Origin of the sequence: Mycolicibacterium sp. TUM20985 (genome assembly GCF_030295745.1) — a bacterium.
Lineage (GTDB): Bacteria > Actinomycetota > Actinomycetes > Mycobacteriales > Mycobacteriaceae > Mycobacterium.
The window spans coordinates 2,512,845-2,526,917 of record NZ_AP027291.1 but is presented as its reverse complement, the minus strand read 5'-3'; the positions used below and the strand labels follow the sequence as shown (position 1 = coordinate 2,526,917).

Sequence of the window (14,073 nt, the reverse complement as noted above, 5' to 3'; positions counted from 1 at the left end):
AGGCGAAGCCGCCAAATGACATCGTGAGTCGTGGTCGCAGTGTCAGATTCGCGCGTCGAGTTGTCGGCTCAAGTCCGGTGTTTCGGCGAAACGTGTGGTGACATCGTGCCGGGTGGCGGCGATACCCAGCATCTGAAAGCCGGCGTCCAAGACCGGGTGGATGGTGAACTCGACTGAAATCGTCGGTCCGTCCCGTCACTCGGCGGGCATCGCGAGTATGCTCCCGTCGCGGTAACGGCTCTAGCCGGTATCCATGACGTGATGCCATCCGCCCCAGTGCCGCGCCCGCAGTCGCGTTGAGATGATCAGGTCAAGCGACTCCCCCACGGCCTGTTTGGATGGCGAGCCCGAAGGTTCGTTCGGCGCCGGTGTTCCAAAACGTGATCAAGGCATTGCGGTCGGCGGCGATGACCGCGCCCGGTCCGGACACGATCGCTGCCGCGATCGCGGCCTCGTCCATCTCAACCTTCCCGTCCTGCTCCCCACCCGCCCTGTCGGCCCGGGTTCGGGGGGGTCACTTGAATCTTACGTATTGCTGATAACAAGGCTTGCAGTATGCAAGTGATGGAGGGAGAGTAGTACTTGAATGGTTCGAGTTTGGGAAGGGCGGAATCTCGTGGCTCATCGACAGGACCAGTTGCGGATGGCGGGTTTGCGCGTGACGCAGGCCCGGCTCGCAGTGCTGGACGTGTTGAGCGAGCATCCACACGCCGACGTCGAGGCGATCGCCGTCGGCGCCAGGCACCACCTCGGGTCGCTGTCCACCCAGGCCGTCTACGACGTGCTGCATGCCCTGACCGAGGCGGGCCTGCTGCGCCGCATCAAGCTAGCCGGTGCGCCAGCACGATTCGAGCTGGAGACGGGCGATCATCACCACCACACTGCCTGCCGATCGTGCAGCGCGATCGCCGATGTCGAGTGCGTCATCGGCCGTATGCCGTGCGCGCAGCCCAGCGTCGACACCGGCTACGTGATCGACGAGGCCGAAGTGACTTTCTGGGGCGTCTGCCCCGACTGCCAAATCCATTAGCGCCCAACTGAGCGGAGAACAGCATGACTACTTCGGAATCCGGCTCGACGACGAGCTCCGGTGCACCAGCGGCTAGCGATCGCAACTCGCTGACGGTGGGATCCAATGGGCCGATCGTGTTGCACGACGTGCACTTTCTGGAGCAGATGGCGCACTTCAACCGAGAACGAGTGCCCGAACGTAGCCCGCACGCGAAGGGCTCAGGCGCTTTCGGCGGCCTGCAGGTTACCGAGGACGTTTCCCAGTACACGAAGGCCGCGCTGTTCCAGAAGGGTACGAACACCGATCTGCTGGTGCGATTCTCCACCGTGGCCGGGGAGCAAGGCAGCCCCGACACCTGGCGGGACGTGCGTGGGTACGCGATGAAGTTCTATACCGCAGAGGGCAACTACGACATCGTCGGCAACAACACGCCGATCTTCTTCCTCCGCGATCCGATCAAGTTCCCGCACTTCATCCGTAGCCAGAAGCGGCTACCGGACTCCGGCTTGCGCTCCGCCCAGATGCAGTGGGATTTCTGGACTTTGAATCCAGAATCGGCGCATCAGGTCACCTATCTCATGGGTCAGCGCGGACTGCCCAGGACGTGGCGGCACATGAACGGGTACGGTTCGCACACCTATCTGTGGGTCAACGCCGGAGGGGAGAAGTTCTGGGTGAAGTATCACTTCCACACCGAACAGGGCATGGAGTTCTTCACCAACGCCGAAGCCGCCACACTCGCCGGCGAGGACGCCGACTTCCACCGCCGGGATCTGTTTGAGGCGATCGCTCACGGCGACCACCCAAGCTGGCGGCTATCGGTTCAAGTGATGCCCTACGCCGAGGCCGCCGACTACCGCTTCAACCCATTTGACCTGACCAAGGTGTGGCCACACGCCGACTACCCCCTGATCCCGGTCGGCACCTACACCCTGAGCCGCAACCCGGAGAACTTCTTCGCCCAGATCGAGCAGGCCGCCTTCTCCCCGGGCAACACCGTGCCCGGCACCGGGCTGTCCCCGGACAAGATGCTGCTCGGCCGCGCCTTCGCCTACGCCGACGCCCAACGCAACCGCATCGGCACGAACTTCCACCAACTGCCGGTCAACCAACCCCGCGACGGCCTGCAGACGAACACCTACATGTTCGACGGCCAGATGACCTACCATCACGCAGGCGATGGCGCCGTCTACGCACCCAACAGCATCGGACGGCCCTGGTCGGATGACACCGGACCGGCCGAGGACGGCTGGGAGACCGACGGCGAGCTGCTCCGCTCGGCCTATTCGCTGCACTCTGACGACGACGACTTCGTACAGCCCGGCACGCTGGTGCGTGAAGTCTGGGACGACGCGCAACGTACCGCTGCCGTCGAACAGATCGCCGGCGCGCTGACCGGCGGCGTCACCGGTGACGTGCTCGACCGTGCGCTGCAATACTGGCGCAGCGTCGATGCCAACCTCGGGGCGCGCATCGAAAAGTCTGTCCGCCAAGGGAATGCTTCAACCCCCTCCGAGGGCATGGGTGAGGAATGAGATGACGAGATGAGCCTTCCCGACCCCGAGATGAGCTTCGACGGTGCCGACGAACTGGACGTGCGCCGGTTTCCCAAATCTCAACGCGACCAGATGATCTTCGCCCGCTTCGACGCGCTGGAAGTCGGCCAGTCCTTCGTCCTAGTCATCTGTCACGATCCGCTTGACCTACGCCAGCAGTTCGCACGGGCGCGTCCCGGTGCCCACAAATGGCGATATCTGGAAGGCAGTCAGTCCGAGCGACTGTGGCGGATCCGTATCGTCAAGATCATGGACCTTCCCCGGTCGCTCTGAGATCGGTTGTATCGAAACACTTCCGGGCGATCGACACCGTACCGCGTGGCGGCGACGCATCCGGTGAGCAATCGTCCGCCCGTTTGCGTCGGCGCACCGATGAGTCGGCGAGCTTACACCCCCAAAGCATCCCAACATCTCGCGACCAAACACTCGACCGCCACGCGAGATTAGTCAGCAGCCTCCTCACCTAGCTTAGCTACGAAGATCGTGGCGGATTAGTACGAGGTATTCGCGACGGTTCAGGCCCGTGGACGCACTGCCAACCCGCAAGGCTGGATCGCCTAGCTACGAGGACATCCTGGCCGGGAGTAGACCTCAATGCATGAACACACGCGGTGCACGCCCCGTCGGTGGCGCTGCGCGTGACCGTCCCGAGCGAGAATCCGGGTGCGCCACCAAGGGGCCATGACTGGCATGGATTCGACTGTCTACCCGAGGCTTTGGGTACGGTGCAGCCTAGCTACTGTAGGAAGTCAGTGAACCTGTCGGCTCGCCGCCGCTCAGCGGTGCCGACTCCGCAAGTCGGCGGCCGGTGCTGACCGTCGGCAAGACGAAATTCCGATCAGCCGGGTCGTAGGTATCGACCACCCCACCGGGAGTGTCCGCCCGAGTCGGACCGCACCAAGGTTGCCAACCCCGACCGACATAGAACGGAGCGGCACTCTCGACTGCATTGAGGGCGCCGAGCCGATGCTGAGCGCGGATGATCGCTTTTGCGTGATCCCTGACCAGACGCCCCAGACCGCGGCCCTGTTGGTCGGCGTGAAGGGCGACGCTCTCGACGTACCCCGTGGCGAATGCTTCACTGCCTCGTTAGGGACTGCCCCGGGTTTGGTTGACATCTGATCTGTGAGGATCGTTCCTCACGGTGAAAGGATGTTTTTCGTGCCGAAAGCATTTCCCGAAGAGTTCCGCCGAGACGTGATCGCCTTGGCCCGCAAGGGCGAGGCCCCGGTCCGTCAGTTCGCAAAGGACTTCGGCATCTCTGAAGCCTGCTTGCATCGCTGGCTCAAGATCGCCGACCGCGACGACGGCCTTGATCCCGATGGTCAACGTGCCGGCGACCAGTCGGCGGAGCTGCGCGAAGCCCACAAACGGATCAAGCAGATCGCGGCTGCACTCGACGCAGCGCACGCGAGCGGTCTGACGCACCGCGAGCTCCTCGAGCAGAAGCCGAGGTCATGCGGCGCGCCGTGGGCTATCTCTCCCGGCGCGTCAACCCAAAATGATGTACCCGCTGGTCCTTGACCATGCCGCTGACACAGTGCCCGTCACGGTGACCTGCCGGGTGCTCGGATTCTCCACACAAGCGTTCTTCAAGTGGTGCAAAGAGCCAGTGTCACAACGTTACTGGGCTGACGCGCATCTGATCAACGCGGCCCGCGGCATCCACACCGACGACCCGGCGTTCGGGTATCGATTCATCGCCGATGAACTCCCCGGACGCGGGATCACCGCCGGGGAGAACCGCGTCGCCCGACTGTGCTCCCAGGAACACATCTGGTCGGTCTTCGCGAAGAAGCCAGGCCTGACCAGAAAGGCCGGACCACCGGCCAACAGGCAGGATCCGACCCGTCAAATCGATTGTCGGACACCAAGTCTGTTGCGGCACAGAGCAGTAAAGCGGGACGCAGTGTAGGTCGACCCCGGTCGGTGTGAATGATCACGCCCCCGATGGTGGCACGCCCCCCCGCGCGACGCCGCGGCGATCGTAATCGCATCACACGCCAGGTCGGATTTAGGGTGCGCCGAGGTCGGACACGCCAACAGGCGCCGGGAGCACAAGTCGAGCACGGTGGCCAGGTACAGCTTGCCCTCGCCAATGGGGATCTCGGTCATGTCTTATGCCGACCCGTGGAATATGCCGACAGTGCTTGCGATGGCGCTCTCCTGCGCGGCTTTCGGGGCTGAGGGGTCGGCATATTCACAGGGATGTCAGCCAGGCCAGGATGTTGGGCGCGGGGCGGTAGATCCCGGGCTTGACGTTGGGTGGCCTGGTCCGGTCGATGGCGGCTTGTTTGATGGCCATGTCGGCGTGGAGGTAGGCGTCGGTGCTGTGGGTGTCGCTGTGCCCGAGCCATAAGGCGATTACGGAGACGTCGACTCCAGCGGCGAGAAGGTTCATCGCCGCGGTGTGGCGCAGGGTGTGCATCGTGACGTGCTTGGCGGTGAGGCTGAGACAGGTGGTCGTCGCGGTCGCGATGTGCGTGGCGAGGCGATGTTCGAGTGCGTCGCGGGACAAGGGTTGTCCGTGGGGGCCGCAGAACAGCGCGGAGCCTGGCCGGGTCATCCGTTCGGCGAGATAGGTCGTCATGGTGCTGGCGGTGGCTCTGGTCAGCGGGGTGATCCGTTGGCGACGTCCTTTGCCGGTGCAGGCGATGTGAGGGCCGGTGCCGAGGTGGATGTCGTCGTGGGTCAGTGAGCAGATCTCGCTGATCCGCAGACCGGTTTGCGCGGTCATGGCCAGCAGGGCGTGGTCGCGTCGCCCGGTCCAGGTGGTGGGGTCTGGTGCGGCCAGTAGTGCGTCGACCTCTGCGGGGGTCAGGAACTCGATGACGGGCCTGATTGTGCGTTTGGGTGGGATCGCAAGGACCTGGGTGATGGTGGCGGCGTGCTCGGGATGGTCGGGCAGAGCCCGGCCGAGCACGGAGCGGATCGCGGTGAGTCGGGCGTTGCGGGTTCTGCTGCTGTTGCCACGTTCGTGTTCGAGGTGGTCGAGAAACCCGGTGACGTGCGTGGCGGTGACGGCGTCGAAGTCGAGTGCGTCGGCGGGAATCCCGAGTGTCGCGGTCAGGTACTTCAGGAGCATCCGCCAGGTGTCGCGGTAGGAAGCGATGGTGTTGATCGACAGGTCGCGCTGGGTGTGGGCGAAGGTCGTGAAGTAGGTCTGCAAACTAATAGCCAAGGCGTTCACTGTATTTCACTTTCGGAGATGGGTTCGAGTTTGCTTGCGGCCAGGGCCATGAGTTCCCCGGTCGCGGTCAGGTACCAGTAGGTGTGGGCGGCGTCGGAGTGCCCCAGCCAGGTGGCCAGCAGCGAGAGCACCCGGTCGGGGTCACCGCCGTGGGCATAGGCCACGGTCATGTGCGCGGTGGCGAAGGTGTGTCTCAGGTCGTGCAGACGGGGGCGTGCCCTGCTCCGTGGGATGAGCCCGGCAGCCTCCCGGACTCGTTTGAACAGGGACTGAAATGACACGTAGACGTATCCGGTTCCCTTGCAGGTCACGAAGACCGGGCCGTGGGGGTCGGGGCGGGTGGCCATTCGGGCAGGCAGAGCGATGTACTGCCTGAGGGCGGCCGTCGTCGAGGGGTGCACTGGGACGCGCCGCTCGTCAGACTTCGCGGCCTTGATCGTCAGCAGGTCGTTGTGCTGGTCGATGTCGGGTACTCGCAGGTTCAGTGCTTCGCCGATCCGCAGGCCGGTAGCGGCAAGCAGACCGATGACGGTGCGCAGGGTCGCGGCGATCCGTTCGTCGGCGAACTCGGTGTCGCAGGTGGCAAGCAACGCATCGATGTCTTGTTGGCTGTAGATGAAGGGAACGGCTCGGGGTTTGCGGGCCGCAAGCAAGCCGTTGGGGATGACGGGGACATCGACATCGTCGGCGTGGAGGTAGGCGGCGAAGCGGCGCACCAACGACAGGCGGGTCGCCCACCATGAGGGGTGCGCGTCGGGGTTGAGCCGGGCCCACGTCACGGCATCATCGATGGTGAACGTCGTTGTCTGGCCTTGAGCTTCGAGCCAGGTGCAGAACAAGCCGACTTGGCGTTCGAGGTCGTTGAGCTGAAACCCCAGAGACCGGCGCAGCTGCAAGTACTCATCGAGTCGTTCGCGCAGTGTCCTCATCGCGGCACCTGCCCGAACGGGACGACCAACTCGCGCAACGATGCGAGGTCGACTTTCGCGTAGCCCATCGTGGTGACCGTGTAGGCGTGCCCCGGGAGCTCCTTGGCTTCGGTCAAGGAGCCACCTGCGGCCAACACGTCCATCGCGGCGGTGTGCCGCAGCCGGTGCGCGTAGATCCGGTCGATCCCCGCCAGATCCGATAACCGGGCGATGACCCCCGAGATGCCCGAGGTCGTCATCATCTGTCGGGGTGCCCGCAGCCGCACGAACACGGCCCGGTCCAGAGCGGGCGGCCGCAGCCGTAACCACGTCTCCAATGCCTGACCCACATCGACCGGGAGCGGCAACAGGTGCTCGCGACCCTTGCCGGTGACCCTGAGACGTCCACTTGCCCAGTCGATGTCGTCGATCCTCAGTTGGGCGGCCTCGCCAGCACGTAGGCCAAGGCGCACCAGGATCGTGACGAGTGCCCGGTCCCGCGCGCCGAGCGCGGTGGCCTGATTGCACACACTCAGCAAGGCCGCGACCTGATCGGTGTCCACGCCCCGCGGCAACGATCGCCGCGTCCCGGCAGCCTTGAGGATCCCGGCGGTCAGGTCCCGATCGAGGCGGCCGGTGCTCAACGCCCACCGCAGCAGGCAGCGGACAGATCCGACGATGTGAGCACGTGCAGCAACACCGTAGGGGCGTCCACGCTCAGCGACGTAGGCGTTGATGATCGACGCGTCCAGGCGCCGCCACTGTACCGAACCGTCAGCCGCCGTCAACACCTCCAGAAGGCCGGCCGCGTAGTGACAACGGGCCGCGATGGTCTTCTCAGTCAGTCCGCGCTGCTGCCGCATCCACGAACACCAGTCCACCACCGCGGACTTCACCGGCGTGAGTGAATCTATTTGGACCCCAGCCGAATTCAGATAGCCGGCGGCCATCAAGAACCTGCGTATGGTGCCGATCCAACGCTTCACTGTGGCGCACGGAAGATCTCGGGATCCCTCCACTTCGAGGAACCGGGCCAGCAGATCCTCATCGATGTCGTCGACCTCGACGCCCACCAGCTGCATCCACCAGCTCAGTCGTTCCAACACATTCACGACCGCGGCCGCCGAACCCGGCGAATAGCCCAGCCCGGCCAACCATCCCGAACACTCGCCCAGCACCATCGGCGCCAAAGGGCCCACCGGAACCCGCGGGACTCGAACCGGATACGACCGGGCCGTCGGCGATCTCTTCGTCACGGACCTCACCTCCAGACAATTCAGTGCCTGAAGCGTGACCACGACTATGCGACTATGCCGACCTTTTGTACCTCAGCACCACCGTTGGGCTGCACCATCGCAACGACTGTCGGCATATTCCACGGGTCGGCATAAGACTTCTAATGCCGACGTCGGCATTAAAAGTCGCCGCACCACTTCTGGTTGGGACTATCTCGTTAACGGTGTTTCCGGCGGTTTTCATCAGTAGGTTTCGGCTGCCGGGAATCGGTCGCCGAAGGTGATCGCGAACGCATTCAGCGCGGGTTTCCACCGCATCGTCCATCGTGCCCTGCCGACGCCGGTCGGGTCCAGGGATCGGGTGACGAGGTACAGGCATTTCAGGGCGGCCTGCTCGGAGGGGAAGTGCCCGCGGGCCTTGATTGCGCGGCGGTAGCGGGCGTTGAGTGACTCGATGGCATTCGTCGAGCAGATCACCTTCCGTATCTCCACGTCGTAGTCCAGGAACGGGATGAACTCGTTCCAGGCGTTGTCCCAGAGTTTGATCACCGCTGGGTAGCGCTGTCCCCATTTCTCGGCCAGATCATCGAACGCCGAGCGGGCCGCAGTAGCATTGACCGCGGTGTAGATCGGCTTCACATCGCGTTTGATCTCATCCCAGTACTTGCGGGACGTGAGCCGAAAGGTGTTGCGTATCAAGTGAATGATGCACGTTTGGACGATCGCTTGGGGCCACACGTTGCTCACCACTTCGGGCAGTCCCTTGAGGCCGTCGCAGACCACGAAGAAGGTGTCCTTGACGCCGCGGTTTCGTAGGTCGGTGAGCACGGCCATCCAGAACTTGGCGCCTTCACCGCCGGTGCCGGCCCACAGGCCGAGGATGTCGCGTTCCCCGCCCAGGGTGACCCCGATGGCGGCGTAGAACGGTCGGTTGGCGACCTGGCCGTCGCGGACCTTCACCACGATCGCGTCGATGAAGATCGCGGCGTAGGTCTCATCCAGAGGCCGTACCGTCCATTCGTTCATCTCCTCGAGTACCTTGTCGGTGATTCGGCTGATCGTCTCCTTGGAGACCGAGGCACCGTAGATCTCGGCGAAGTGCGCCGAAATCTCGCCGGTGGTAAGCCCTTTGGCGTACAACGACAGCACGACCTCATCGACACCGGTGAGCCGGCGCTGCCGTTTCTTGACGATCTGCGGCTCGAACGTCGCCGCCCGATCCCGCGGTACGTCGATCTCGACCGGGCCGGTGGTGTCGGTCAGGACAGTCTTGGACCGGGTGCCGTTGCGGATGTTGCTCGACCCCGCCTCGGGCGGGTCGTGTTTTTCATAACCGAGGTGCTCGGTCATCTCCTCGTTCAGCGCGGCCTCGATCACCGTCTTGGTCAGCTGTTTGAGCAGCCCATCGGGTCCGGTCAGTGACAGGCCCTGTTCCTGGGCCAGCCGCACCAGCTCGACCGCGGCCTTCTGCTCAGCGGACTGCTCAGCCTTCTTCTTGGTCACGTCATTCAGTGTCGTCATCGTGGCGACCTTTCTCGCCGAGCATCGCTCAGCGTGTCAGGCCGGAAACACCGTTAAATCCACAGTCCCTTCTGGTTCGGCACCGAGGCGGTGAAGTCCCGTCGTAGCAAGTCGGGGATGAGGTTGCCCCCGGATGGTGGACACGGGGTCAGGCGGCTTGTGCCGTCTGAGTGTGGCGGTTCTCGAACTCGACTGGGCTGATCATGCCGAGTTTCGAGTGCCTCCGTCGGCGGTTGTAGACCCGTTCGATCGAGTCGCCGACCGCGAGCCTAGCAGCATTCTACGTGGGCAATAGTATTTGTGGTAGAACTCCGATTTGATTGTGCTCCAGAAGGATTCGGCCTGGGCGTTGTCCCAGCACACCCCGGTTCGACCCACCGATTGGGCGATGTCGTGGCGGCGGACGAACCGGGCGAGCTGCCCGGAGGTGTACTGAGTGCCCCGGTCGGCATGGAAGATGACCTGTCCGGGCAGCGCCTCGCGCAGCGCCACGGCCATCGACAGTGCGGACTCCACCAGATCGGTGCGCATGTGGTCCTGCACGGCCCAGCCCAGCACCCGCCGCGAGCACCCGTCCCGGACCGCGCACAGGTACAGCCAGCCCTCACCGGTGGACAAGTACGTGATGTCCGATGTCCACACCTTGTCGAGCTCACCGCGGTCGAATCGGCGCTCCACCAGGTCCTGGGGCCGGTGGGCATCCAGGTCGATCACGGTGGTCACCGGGGTGAACTTTCGTGGGCTGATCCCGGCCAGCTGCTGTCGCCGCATCGAGGCTGCCACGGTCTTGCGTGAGATCGTCACCCCGTCGTCACGCAGATCGGCGCGGATCCGCGGTGAGCCGTACACCTGATCGGACGCATCGTGGAATTCCTTGACCTTTGCGTCGATGAGGTCGCGGCGCCGTTGAGTCGGCGACGGGCCGGCCAGTCCGCCGGCACGCCACTTGTAGAACCCCGAACGCGACACCTCCAGCAGTCCGGCCATGCGTACCACCGTGAAGTTGGCCTTCTCCGCTTCGATGACCCGGTACATTGCTACCGGTTCTGTTCGGAGGCGAAGAAGGCCGCTGCTTTTTTCAAAAACGCCCTATCCAAACGCAATTCAGCATTCTCGTTGCGCAACCGTTCCAACTCTTTGCGTTCGTCGTCATCGAGCACCTCGGGATTATCGGCTGCCGAGCGCGCTTTGGCCGCTGCGACCCACCGGCCGAGCAACTGTTCTCCAACACCGATCTCCGCGGCGACGTGCGCGATCGGGCGGCCAGTATCGACAACCAGACGCACCGCCTGCTCGCGGTACTCCGGGGTGTAGGTCTTGCGCTTGCGTTTCCCCGACACGGGAACATCCTCCCCGCAGGACCAGCAGTCCCGCGATCAGATGTCCACCATCAAGGGTCAACCCCAATACAACCCGCACAAGGTTGCAGCGGGTCGCCGTCGCGTCCGGTGCGGGGGTATGCGGAGGTCTCACCGAACGTGCAAGACAGAACCGTGCATTCTCGTCGCGCACGAACCGAGCTCGCGCGTATTGGACGCGCTCATGCGGGCGGGTCGCCTAGGTTCGGAGAGACGGCCACGGGAGTCACTGCGACATTTGGTCCCAGCCACGCCGTGGCCGGTGGCTGCCTAGGTGGTCATCGCGGCTGCGGTAGACGATGTACGGGCGCGTGACATAACCCACGGGTGCGCTGAACACGTGAACGAGCCGGGTGAACGGCCACAGCGCGAAGAGACCGAAAGCGACCAGAGCGTGCAACTGAAAGCCCAACGGGGCGTTCGCCATCAGGCTGGCATCTGGTTGGAAGGCGAGGAACGAGCGGTACCAGACCGAGACGCCCTCACGATAGTTGTACTCACCGCCGATGGTCATGATCGAGCCGGCGATGGTGTTCCACATTCCCAGCACGATCGCGGCGCCGAGGAACGCGTACATCACCTTGTCCATCACCGTCGTCGCTGAAAACACCGGGCCGACGGTGCGACGGCGGTAGATCAAGATGGCCATCCCCACTGCCGCCGCGGCACCTGCGAGCAGACCACCCGAGACGGCCACTATGTGATAGACGTGCTCGTTGATCCCGACGGCGTCCGTCCAGGATTGTGGTATCAGGAGACCGATGATATGACCGCCGATGACTCCGACCATCCCGAAGTGGAACAGCGGGCTCCCGATACGCAACAACCGCCTCTCGTAGAGCTGGCTCGATCGGGTGGTCCAGCCGAACTTGTCGTAGCGGTAGCGCCACAGGTGCCCGACGATGAAAATCGTCAGGCAAACATAGGGCACCACGACGAAAAGGAATTCGTTCATTGGTGTGCTCCTGGGAAAGACGGCATCGACAAGGCGTGCGGGCCCGACGTCGCGCTGGGGCTGAACTGCGGAGCCGCAAACGGCGCCAGTCCCACCTCCTCCTCCGGAGGACCTTGCGCGGCGAGCCGGCGTACCGCCTTGCGCTCGTCGCCGCGGAGCGCAGGCAGGGTCAGAGTGACCGCGTTGAGGAGATCCGCCCACGGAGAGGACAAGTCGGCCAGCGAGAGGCGCAACAGCTCCAGCCCTGCGCGGTGGTCGAGCATCAGTTGCCGACCACGTTCTTGATCCACGGTCGCCGCGAACTCCAGCACCACGCAGAGGTGATCTGGCAACTCCGAGTCGTCGAGCTCGTAGCCGGCGCCGAGGTAGGTCTGCTTGAACCGTAGCAAGGCCATTCCTCGCTTGCGGGTGTCCCCGTGGGCGAAGTACGTCAGGAACAGGTTGCATCGGCGACGGTCATCGAATGTCTCGACGTACTCGGCCTGCAGCGCCGGTAGTGACGACTGCTCCAGATGGTCCGTGAATCTGCGGATCGGTTCCCCGATGACCACCGGCAACCGGTGCGACGCGTGGCGGAGAACGTCCAGGCGATCGAGAATCTCGGGGCCGGGGTAGTCAAGCAACAGCGATACTGACTGCCAAGCGATGGTCAGCTGCTGCGGTGCGAGGTCGACCTTCGTTCGTCGGCTCACGAGTCCGGGCCACTTGGGGGGAAGAGTCCTGCGGGCGGGCCTTTGCCGTCCCAGTTCAGGAGGTTGACGCGCGCACTCTTTGCGGTGAGCGAGCCGAGCGAGTCGGCTGTCTGGCGTTCCTTGAGCATCTTGAAGTTCTCGACCGCGATCGGCGTCGGCACACCGGAGCCTTCGCCGAACAGGTCCTGCTGCCCGCCTCCGTACTCGGAGACCGAGCACTCTGTCCCCAGCTCTTCGAGGGAGTGCGCCTGCTCCGCGTGCGCGGGCGGGATCACGTAGCGCTCGTCGTACTTCGCGATCGCGAGGAGTCGGTACATGTCGTACATCTCCTCCTCGCTCATCCCGACTGCGGCCGGGATGGAGCCGTTCGGTTCGCGGCCCATGGTGATGTCGCGCATGTAGCACCGCATCGCGGCCAGCTTCTTGAGCACGGCGTCCACCGGGGCGACATCGCCTGCGGTGAAAAGCTCGGCGAGGTACTCGACCGGAATCCGCAGCGCGTCGATGGCCGCGAATAGGTTGCCCTTGTCCTCGGCGTCCTCTCCGGTGTCACGCACGACGTCGATGACCGGGGAGAGCGGCGGGATGTACCAGACCATGGGCATCGTGCGGTACTCCGGATGCAGCGGAAGCGCGACGCGGTAGGTGTTGATCAGCGCGTAGATCGGCGAGCGCTGGGCGGCGTCGATCCAGTCGCGCGCGATTCCGGCCTTCTCTGCCTCGCGGATCACCTCGGGGTCGAACGGGTCGAGGAACACCTCGCGCTGGGCTTCGTAGAGACCGTGTTCGTCCTCAGTGGACGCCGCTTCGAGCACCTTGTCGGCGTCGTAGAGCATCAGGCCGATGTAGCGCAGCCGGCCTACGCAGGTCTCGGCGCAGACGGTGGGCAGGCCGACCTCGATGCGCGGGAAGCAGAACGTGCACTTCTCTGCCTTGCCCGTGCGGTGATTGAAATAGATCTTCTTGTAGGGGCAACCGGAAACGCACTTGCGCCAGCCGCGGCACTTCTCCTGATCGACCAGGACGATGCCGTCCTCCTCACGCTTGTAGATCGCGCCGCTGGGACACGAGGCCGCACACGAGGGGTTCAGACAGTGCTCGCAGATCCGCGGCAGATAGAACATGAAGGTCTGCTCGAACTCGAACTTCACCTTCTCCGCGATCTTCGCAAGCATCGGGTCGAGGTGCGCCGTGGCAGTCGATCCACCCAAGTCGTCGTCCCAGTTCGCCGACCATTCGATCTTCATGTTCTCACCGGTGAGCAACGACTTCGGCCGCGCAACGGGGGTGTGCTCCTGGGCGGGAGCGTTGGTGAGCGTGGCGTAGTCGTAGGTCCACGGCTCGTAGTACTCGTAGATCGACGGCAGCTTGGGATTGGAGAAGATGGTCATCAGGTTCTTGAACCGCCCACCACCCTTGAGCTTCATGCGGCCGCGTTTGTTGAGCTCCCAGCCGCCCTTCCACTTTTCCTGGTCCTCGTACGTGCGCGGATAACCGAGGCCGGGCCGGGTCTCGACGTTGTTGAACCAAACGTACTCCGTCCCTGCACGATTGGTCCACGCTTGCTTGCACGTGACCGAGCAGGTGTGGCACCCAATGCACTTGTCGAGGTTCATCACCATCGCCATCTGAGCCATGACCTTCAT

12 protein-coding genes and 2 pseudogenes are annotated in these 14,073 nt (G+C 64.0%); 4 read left to right on the top strand and 10 right to left on the bottom strand.

Going from position 1 to position 14,073, the window contains the following annotated elements; all coding sequences use genetic code 11:
* Nucleotides 1-310: 310 nt before the first annotated feature.
* Nucleotides 311-460: a PAS domain-containing protein gene (locus QUE68_RS12355; RefSeq protein WP_284226347.1), complete on the bottom strand. Its 150-nt coding sequence runs from the start codon at nt 458-460 to the stop codon at nt 311-313.
* A gap of 183 nt (nt 461-643) precedes the next feature.
* Here QUE68_RS12355 and QUE68_RS12350 point away from each other — a divergent pair, with 183 nt between their 5' ends.
* From QUE68_RS12350 to QUE68_RS12335, 4 genes and pseudogenes are all read left to right on the top strand, one after another.
* Nucleotides 644-1,030, top strand: coding sequence for a Fur family transcriptional regulator (locus QUE68_RS12350; RefSeq protein ID WP_454786357.1), 387 nt, complete (start codon nt 644-646; stop codon nt 1,028-1,030).
* 23 nt (nt 1,031-1,053) lie between these two features.
* Nucleotides 1,054-2,547 (top strand): catalase, encoded by a 1,494-nt coding sequence (locus tag QUE68_RS12345; protein WP_284234043.1) that lies wholly within the window; start codon nt 1,054-1,056, stop codon nt 2,545-2,547.
* A 9-nt stretch (nt 2,548-2,556) separates the two neighbouring features.
* On the top strand, nt 2,557-2,841 hold the full coding sequence (locus QUE68_RS12340; RefSeq protein ID WP_284234041.1) for a DUF2249 domain-containing protein: 285 nt from the start codon (nt 2,557-2,559) through the stop codon (nt 2,839-2,841).
* An 888-nt stretch (nt 2,842-3,729) separates the two neighbouring features.
* Nucleotides 3,730-4,444 (top strand): annotated as a pseudogene (locus QUE68_RS12335) (IS3 family transposase); the annotation flags it as partial.
* On the opposite strand, the gene QUE68_RS12330 reads toward QUE68_RS12335, so the two are convergent.
* The 9 genes and pseudogenes from QUE68_RS12330 to narH form a co-directional block, all read right to left on the bottom strand.
* Nucleotides 4,420-4,683, bottom strand: a complete 264-nt coding sequence (locus QUE68_RS12330; protein ID WP_284234039.1) for a DDE-type integrase/transposase/recombinase — start codon at nt 4,681-4,683, stop codon at nt 4,420-4,422. The pseudogene QUE68_RS12335 and the gene QUE68_RS12330 overlap by 25 nt on opposite strands.
* Before the next feature lie 85 nt (nt 4,684-4,768).
* Nucleotides 4,769-5,758, bottom strand: coding sequence for a tyrosine-type recombinase/integrase (locus tag QUE68_RS12325; RefSeq protein WP_284232743.1), 990 nt, complete (start codon nt 5,756-5,758; stop codon nt 4,769-4,771).
* Nucleotides 5,755-6,687, bottom strand: coding sequence for a tyrosine-type recombinase/integrase (locus tag QUE68_RS12320; protein WP_284232744.1), 933 nt, complete (start codon nt 6,685-6,687; stop codon nt 5,755-5,757). Before QUE68_RS12320 ends, QUE68_RS12325 begins: the two co-directional genes overlap by 4 nt.
* Nucleotides 6,684-7,922 (bottom strand): tyrosine-type recombinase/integrase, encoded by a 1,239-nt coding sequence (locus QUE68_RS12315; protein ID WP_286275662.1) that lies wholly within the window; start codon nt 7,920-7,922, stop codon nt 6,684-6,686. Before QUE68_RS12315 ends, QUE68_RS12320 begins: the two co-directional genes overlap by 4 nt.
* A 222-nt stretch (nt 7,923-8,144) precedes the next feature.
* The gene (locus QUE68_RS12310) at nt 8,145-9,422 is read right to left on the bottom strand and encodes an IS256 family transposase (protein ID WP_286274351.1); all 1,278 of its coding nucleotides are present in this window, start codon (nt 9,420-9,422) and stop codon (nt 8,145-8,147) included.
* 148 nt (nt 9,423-9,570) lie between these two features.
* Nucleotides 9,571-10,762 (bottom strand): annotated as a pseudogene (locus tag QUE68_RS12305) (IS3 family transposase).
* Between the two features lie 244 nt (nt 10,763-11,006).
* The gene (gene narI / locus QUE68_RS12300; RefSeq protein WP_284226339.1) at nt 11,007-11,735 is read right to left on the bottom strand and encodes a respiratory nitrate reductase subunit gamma; all 729 of its coding nucleotides are present in this window, start codon (nt 11,733-11,735) and stop codon (nt 11,007-11,009) included.
* Nucleotides 11,732-12,427 carry a nitrate reductase molybdenum cofactor assembly chaperone gene (narJ, locus tag QUE68_RS12295; RefSeq protein WP_284234037.1) on the bottom strand — a complete coding sequence of 232 codons (696 nt, stop codon included), beginning with the start codon at nt 12,425-12,427 and terminating at the stop codon, nt 11,732-11,734. Before narJ ends, narI begins: the two co-directional genes overlap by 4 nt.
* Nucleotides 12,424-14,073, bottom strand: coding sequence for a nitrate reductase subunit beta (gene narH / locus QUE68_RS12290; protein ID WP_284226336.1), 1,650 nt, complete (start codon nt 14,071-14,073; stop codon nt 12,424-12,426). The genes narJ and narH overlap by 4 nt, the downstream gene beginning before the upstream one ends.

Coding starts and splice junctions, on each gene's coding strand:
- QUE68_RS12355 (WP_284226347.1), bottom strand. CDS start 460: ATGGACGAGGCCGCGATCGCGGCAGCGATCGTGTCCGGACCGGGCGCG.
- QUE68_RS12350 (WP_454786357.1), top strand. CDS start 644: ATGGCGGGTTTGCGCGTGACGCAGGCCCGGCTCGCAGTGCTGGACGTG.
- QUE68_RS12345 (WP_284234043.1), top strand. CDS start 1,054: ATGACTACTTCGGAATCCGGCTCGACGACGAGCTCCGGTGCACCAGCG.
- QUE68_RS12340 (WP_284234041.1), top strand. CDS start 2,557: ATGAGCCTTCCCGACCCCGAGATGAGCTTCGACGGTGCCGACGAACTG.
- QUE68_RS12330 (WP_284234039.1), bottom strand. CDS start 4,683: ATGACCGAGATCCCCATTGGCGAGGGCAAGCTGTACCTGGCCACCGTG.
- QUE68_RS12320 (WP_284232744.1), bottom strand. CDS start 6,687: ATGAGGACACTGCGCGAACGACTCGATGAGTACTTGCAGCTGCGCCGG.
- QUE68_RS12310 (WP_286274351.1), bottom strand. CDS start 9,422: ATGACGACACTGAATGACGTGACCAAGAAGAAGGCTGAGCAGTCCGCT.
- narI (WP_284226339.1), bottom strand. CDS start 11,735: ATGAACGAATTCCTTTTCGTCGTGGTGCCCTATGTTTGCCTGACGATT.
- narH (WP_284226336.1), bottom strand. CDS start 14,073: ATGAAGGTCATGGCTCAGATGGCGATGGTGATGAACCTCGACAAGTGC.